The organism is Rheinheimera baltica DSM 14885 (assembly GCF_000425345.1).
Taxonomy (GTDB): domain Bacteria; phylum Pseudomonadota; class Gammaproteobacteria; order Enterobacterales; family Alteromonadaceae; genus Alishewanella; species Alishewanella baltica.
This window is the reverse complement of sequence record NZ_AUDG01000099.1, coordinates 1-5,469: the sequence shown is the minus strand read 5'-3', so window position 1 is coordinate 5,469 and position 5,469 is coordinate 1. Positions and strand designations below refer to the sequence as shown.

The window sequence follows — 5,469 nt, the reverse complement described above, 5'->3', positions numbered from 1 at the left end:
CCTATCCGCTTTGGCGGGGGTGACAGTAACCTGTATGGTTACGTACTGGGCGACCCGGTAAACTTTATTGACCCAACCGGGGAGATACTGCAAGTTATCGTCGGCCGGGCGCTGTTTGGTGCCGCCAAAGAGTTCCTGTACCAGGTAGTAATAGAGGGCCGCTCCTTGGGCTGTGTCGATTACTGGCAGGTAGGGGCAGCAGCACTGCAAGGCGCGTTTACTGGGGGAGTTGGGCCGAGGGGTGTTAAGGCCGGTAAAGGTGCTGGCAAATTCAAAAGCCCTAACCAAATGAATCAGCAAATCAAGCGGGGTGATGCGCCTGATGGTGTTACGCGTGTTGATGTAGGTAAAGTTAAAGGAGAGCAAGCGCATATCCACTTTAAAGATGGTTCTGCATTGAATATTGATGGTACTTGGAAACATGGCGGTACAAAATTGACAAGTCAGCAAGCAAAGTGGGTGCAACAAAATGGCTGGAGTTTACCTAAAAAATAAAGACGTAATTAAGGCTTTTTCTCATTGGCTCGATGATTCAATGCGGTTAAAGGGGCAAGTTTACCCTTTAACCGCCCATGTTTCATCTTTTGTAGAAATCGAACTTAAAGGTGAAGAGTTACTAGATTTCTCAATAAATGTTTTTTTTGAACTAGTAAGTGAAATTATTAAAAAAGGCTGTATTGCTGAGTTTATGCCTGTCTTGGTTCTTCCATTAGATTGTTCAGATTACCTGAGCTTTTGGGATGATACTAAACCACTATATAGCCAGCTTTCAGATGAGCCACCTAGTATCTATCTTCTAGACAGGGATAAGGCAAAGTTTCCAGAAAAATCGGAAGAATATAGAGTTCCAGTTGAGCTTGGCTTGGCTAAAGTAGAAGGAATGGAGCTTAATACATATTACCGATGCTTTCGGGATGTGATGTCTATTGAAAATGATTGGGAATTCAATAGGGCGATTTATATTGAATGTTATCCCACTCAATTCATTTTTTAATTCGGTAGATAAAGCCAGCCGCTTAAAAGCGGCTTTGTTCTGATTACGATGCCCAAACCGGCCGATGGACCAGTAAAGACCCCATCCGCTTTGGCGGCGGTGACAGTAACTTATACGGTTACGTACTGGGTGATCCGGTAAACTTTATTGACCCCACCGGTGAGATACTGCAGGTTATCGTTGGCCGGGCACTGTTTGGTGCCGCCAAAGAGTTCCTGTGGCAGGTAATTGTTGAAGGCCGCTCACTGGGCTGTGTCGATTACTGGCAGGTAGGGGCAGCAGCACTGCAAGGCGCGTTTACTGGGGGCGTTGGGCCGAGATCTATTTCCAGAAATGCAATCGATCCGAAAAGATCTAAGCATATTTTTAGAGATAAAGCTGGCCATCTACCTGATACGCTAGGAAATAGGAAACTACTAGAAAGTGTTGCAAATAACTCGTCTTTAACCCTTGGCAAAGATAAGTATGGGAATACTTGGTCGGCACAGAATAGAGCTGATGGCACGCAGGTTTGGATTCAAAGCAGAGATGGAAAAATTATTAATGGTGGTGTCAACCAGACAGCAAAAACGTTTAATCCGGAAACAGGATTATCCTCACCAGTTAAACCAGGAAAACGCTGATGAAAGATCAAATATCCATTAAAGAAGGGTACAAAGCTATGTTCTTGTACCTTGAACATCTGTACGAAATGACTGGGTCTGATGACTTAGCGGGGTTTCTTGGGAGCATGTCTTTATTAGAAGATGATATGCCAGTAGACGATGCTGTATGGAGTGATTGGTTGGAAGCCGTAGCAAAGGCCAGAATGAATCCAAACATTGATTTAAATATAGAAAATCAGCTGTAAAATGTCATCACATTGAAACTGATCCTCAGGGTTTTACGGGAGGTTGAAATGAGTGACAATAAAACGTTTGATTTTACATCGTTTGTTACTGCAAACGCGGGGAAAGCAGTATCAGGCTTTGACTATCTCCATGCGGTTTATAAATCTCAGGGGGTAACTAATGATTTTATTCTGTGGTTTGCGAAACTTTTTTCGCCAGACTTCAGAACTGTAGATGATACAGTTTTCATTACAGAGTTGTTTGATTTGGAGCGTTATCGTGGATTGTTGCAAGATGGCAATACTATTATGCAGGCTCAATTTTGGATGAACCTGCTTGAAATCACAGGCCTATTCGATGAACTGTGTACTGATGAAGCAATGTTTATTGCCGAAGTACTAGCAACAAGTTGGAATTCCAAGATGACTACTGAGTTCGGTAGTGTATTGGTACCAGCAAGAGCTATTCGCGATGATGAAACGGGAGAAGTCTTTGTAACCATCGGCAGGCCGAACCAATAGCAAGTATTGGAAGATAGTAATCAAGAATACAGCCCGCTTCGGCGGGTTTGTTTTTTTAAGAATATGCGACTTACAGCGACGCCAGCAACCGCCGGGTAGGTAAAACGGTAAACGGCGCAGTGCAATACGGCTTATTGTATGGCGACCAGTTAAACCCGGTAGCACAGTTAGACGCCAGTAATAATGTGGTCGCGCGTTTTGTCTATGGCAGCCTGGGTAACGTGCCGGACTATATGGTAAAAGGCGGCGTTACTTACGAAAACTGGGGTCAGATAAAAATATTAAGATACTAACCCTGGCTTTCAGCTGTTTGGCTGGGCCGGTGGCTTGTATGGTGCCGACACCGGTTTAACCCGCTTTGGTGCGCGCGATTACGACGCCCAAACCGGCCGCTGGACCAGTAAAGACCCTATCCGCTTTGGCGGTGGTGACAGTAACTTGTATGGTTACGTACTGGGCGACCCGGTAAACTTTATTGACCCCACCGGGGAGATACTGCAGGTCATCGTCGGCCGGGCGCTGTTTGGTGCAGCCAAAGAGTTCCTGTGGCAGGTAGTAATAGAAGGCCGCTCACTGGGCTGTGTCGACTACTGGCAGGTCGGTGCGGCAGCACTGCAAGACGCGTTTACTGGGGGCGTTGGGCCGAGGGGGGTTAAGGCCGGTAAAGGGATGAATAATCCTGATGTAAAATCTGCCGCTGCCGCTGGAAGAGAGGCTCACAGGGAGTTTGCAGAGAAAATAAAGCAAAAACCCGGTTGGAAATCTGAAAAGTCAATTATAGGACCAAATGGTGAAACGCTTCGGCCTGATGCATTAACACCTAGTGGGCGCCCTGTTGAGCTTAAACCAAATACGCCGAGCGGTTGGAGACAGGGAGCTAAACAGATTAAGAAGTACAAGCAGGCGACAGGCACAAATGGTCGGGTCATTTACTACAATCCCAAAGGTTAGATTAGCAATGCTGATAGGCTTTGTTCAAACATATACTGCACCGTTATTAAAACGGCATGGTTTTAAAAAGAAAGACTTAACATGGAATCGCTCCAAAGATGGGCTAATTCAGGTTATAAACTTCCAACCCAGCCGTTTTAGCCGTGATGATGAAATTAGTTTCACAATAAATCTTGGTGAATTCAACCCGTTCATCTGGAGAAATTGTTGGGCAAAAGAATCTCCAAAATTCATTAGAGAAGAAGATTGTTTTCCGCGTATTAGGATTGGTCAGTTGTTAAGTAGTACACCCGGAGAAGCAGTCGATCAATGGTGGACTTGTCATGAGTCCACCAATGGTGAAGTGCTAGGCAGTGAGATTAATAAAGTTCTTGAAGAGAAGTGCCTAAAATTTCTGGACGACATGCTGAATTGTGAACAAGTTGCCAGATTTTATTCATCTCACTTTAATCATTTGATGCCTATAGAAAAAATCTACCTCGCTATAACTAAAAGTTGTCTTGGCGATATCCATTCTTCTCATGATTTACTTGACGAAGTGGGAACAATTTCAGTTGCTTGGGCTAATAGGGTTGAACAAGTCCGCTCGCAGTTACGCTCGGAAAATGGGCATATCTCTCAACGTGGTAATGGGGGGTAGAAGGCATTATGAATGATTCAGCAGTGGTATGGGTTTTCTCTGGTGAGGGAGGGCGATTCCCATCTGGTGTTTTTACAGCCTTGGACGTTGCTCAAGAATGGATACGGATGCATAAGCTGAGCGGGGTACTTACATGTTACCCGCTAAATCACGGTGTCTATGATTGGGCTGTTAGCGGGGGTTATTTTGAGCCAAAAAAAGAGCATGAGACGAGCCCTGAATTTATTCAGGGATTTAGCTGTGCGGCTCAGGAGCACTACCACTACGAACATGGGGAAGTAGATTAACCATGTTCAGATATTCTGAATTGGGTGACAGATGGCTTTAGATTTTGTTTGGCTAGATTCTGGTGATAGTGAAAAAGTTAGCTTATCAAATAGCGGGTATAGTCTGATCTACCCAGCGATTGAGTTGTTAAAAGCGAAAACAGGTATTTATATTGATCAGTATTCAGATAGCCGGCTTAGCCCTCAACATGCTGCTTTATTGGTTAGCAATATCAAAATTAAACCTGCTGACATAACGAGTGAGTTACGTGCATTAATAAAAATGCTTAATACAGCGGGCGAAAAATCTTGGTGCAGGGGGACTGATTTAAATATTTTGGCCTAGCGAGAAGAAAGAAGCTCAGGGGCGGGCTGCTTTTACCACCCGCCCCTGAGGTACCCAGTTGGACTACCCCCGAACTAATCGGCTTTGTTGCTAAAATGCTTAATACTTAGGTGTAAATAATATGGATATTTTCTCAAAGCTGTTCCGCCGGAATAAACCAATTAAAAAGCATGTTGAGGGTGTAGGTATATTCGAGTTTTTTAACGACGGTGTGGATAGTTATTGGTTGATTGAATGCCCTGTGCTCAGTCTGCCTGCTGAATTTGATTTTGGTGCAATACAAGGAGATATCAGCAGTATTAATCCTGATGCATTGGCAAAATTTAAAGGCATTGCTGAGGCTCCTGATCTGTTGTTTGCCAAATTAAATGATGAATTTTTTACAAAGACTAAACAATACTTTAATATGACGTCGCCCGCCGATGTGCGATCCGAATTTTATGTCAAATCACTTTCGGTTAGTCATACAACAGAATATGAGTTTGGTTTTCACTCAAGGTCTAAAGACATATTTGTTGAACTATTTGTCCGGGATGGCGTGGTAACAGAAGTGTATTTAGATGAAGGGTGCTGTGATAGTTAACCCTAAATTCTGGAGGCAGATAAAACTGTCACCGGCAATGTAAAACTGACCCACTAACGACAATTTAAAATTGACCCACCTGAGGCAAAATTACCGCCGACATTAATTGAATTAAGGCGGTGTAATTTTAATGCTGACTCAGGAGTTATTAGTGGAAATCCATGTGTTGCACCGACAAGGCCAAAGCATTCGTGCTATCGCCAAAACATTACATGTATCACGCAATACTGTTCGTAAGTATCTGCGGGATATTGCTAAAACGCCAGCCTATAGTGAACGTGCTGATCGGGCTTCAAAACTTGACCCCTTCAAGACGTATCTGATGGAACGGATTGCTG

General features: G+C 44.0%; 11 protein-coding genes and 1 pseudogene. All 12 read left to right on the top strand.

Annotated features, from left to right (window positions below; genetic code table 11):
* Nucleotides 1–495, top strand: a 495-nt coding sequence (locus tag H595_RS24470) for an RHS repeat-associated core domain-containing protein (RefSeq protein WP_027672603.1), incomplete at its 5' end; no start/stop codon positions are given.
* Complete coding sequence (locus tag H595_RS0119210) at nt 470–994, top strand: hypothetical protein (RefSeq protein ID WP_027672602.1); 525 nt, start codon at nt 470–472, stop codon at nt 992–994. The genes H595_RS24470 and H595_RS0119210, both read left to right, overlap by 26 nt.
* Before the next feature lie 56 nt (nt 995–1,050).
* A pseudogene (locus H595_RS24465) lies at nt 1,051–1,617 on the top strand (RHS repeat-associated core domain-containing protein); the annotation flags it as partial.
* Nucleotides 1,617–1,844 carry a hypothetical protein gene (locus H595_RS0119205; protein WP_037055456.1) on the top strand — a complete coding sequence of 76 codons (228 nt, stop codon included), beginning with the start codon at nt 1,617–1,619 and terminating at the stop codon, nt 1,842–1,844. The pseudogene H595_RS24465 and the gene H595_RS0119205, both read left to right, overlap by 1 nt.
* Before the next feature lie 48 nt (nt 1,845–1,892).
* Nucleotides 1,893–2,345, top strand: coding sequence for a hypothetical protein (locus H595_RS0119200; protein WP_027672600.1), 453 nt, complete (start codon nt 1,893–1,895; stop codon nt 2,343–2,345).
* A gap of 119 nt (nt 2,346–2,464) precedes the next feature.
* The gene (locus H595_RS24660) at nt 2,465–2,638 is read left to right on the top strand and encodes a hypothetical protein (RefSeq protein ID WP_156886032.1); all 174 of its coding nucleotides are present in this window, start codon (nt 2,465–2,467) and stop codon (nt 2,636–2,638) included.
* Between the two features lie 34 nt (nt 2,639–2,672).
* On the top strand, nt 2,673–3,296 hold the full coding sequence (locus tag H595_RS24655) for an RHS repeat-associated core domain-containing protein (protein WP_027672599.1): 624 nt from the start codon (nt 2,673–2,675) through the stop codon (nt 3,294–3,296).
* Nucleotides 3,297–3,303: 7 nt separating this feature from the next.
* Nucleotides 3,304–3,936, top strand: coding sequence for a DUF4304 domain-containing protein (locus H595_RS0119185; protein WP_027672598.1), 633 nt, complete (start codon nt 3,304–3,306; stop codon nt 3,934–3,936).
* A gap of 8 nt (nt 3,937–3,944) precedes the next feature.
* Entirely contained in the window at nt 3,945–4,223 is a 279-nt protein-coding gene (locus H595_RS0119180; protein ID WP_027672597.1) for a DUF7710 domain-containing protein, read from the top strand.
* Between the two features lie 31 nt (nt 4,224–4,254).
* A complete protein-coding gene (locus tag H595_RS0119175) occupies nt 4,255–4,548 on the top strand; it encodes a hypothetical protein (RefSeq protein ID WP_027672596.1) in 294 nt (97 codons plus the stop codon).
* Nucleotides 4,549–4,669: 121 nt separating this feature from the next.
* Nucleotides 4,670–5,131, top strand: a complete 462-nt coding sequence (locus H595_RS0119170) for a hypothetical protein (RefSeq protein WP_027672595.1) — start codon at nt 4,670–4,672, stop codon at nt 5,129–5,131.
* A gap of 130 nt (nt 5,132–5,261) precedes the next feature.
* A partial coding sequence (locus tag H595_RS0119165) for a helix-turn-helix domain-containing protein (protein ID WP_037055454.1) occupies nt 5,262–5,469 on the top strand: 208 nt, incomplete at its 3' end.

What these genes read in the sequence shown, in the direction of transcription:
- H595_RS0119210 (WP_027672602.1), top strand. Translation starts at nt 470, where the DNA reads ATGGCTGGAGTTTACCTAAAAAATAAAGACGTAATTAAGGCTTTTTCT.
- H595_RS0119205 (WP_037055456.1), top strand. Translation starts at nt 1,617, where the DNA reads ATGAAAGATCAAATATCCATTAAAGAAGGGTACAAAGCTATGTTCTTG.
- H595_RS0119200 (WP_027672600.1), top strand. Translation starts at nt 1,893, where the DNA reads ATGAGTGACAATAAAACGTTTGATTTTACATCGTTTGTTACTGCAAAC.
- H595_RS0119185 (WP_027672598.1), top strand. Translation starts at nt 3,304, where the DNA reads ATGCTGATAGGCTTTGTTCAAACATATACTGCACCGTTATTAAAACGG.
- H595_RS0119180 (WP_027672597.1), top strand. Translation starts at nt 3,945, where the DNA reads ATGAATGATTCAGCAGTGGTATGGGTTTTCTCTGGTGAGGGAGGGCGA.
- H595_RS0119175 (WP_027672596.1), top strand. Translation starts at nt 4,255, where the DNA reads ATGGCTTTAGATTTTGTTTGGCTAGATTCTGGTGATAGTGAAAAAGTT.
- H595_RS0119170 (WP_027672595.1), top strand. Translation starts at nt 4,670, where the DNA reads ATGGATATTTTCTCAAAGCTGTTCCGCCGGAATAAACCAATTAAAAAG.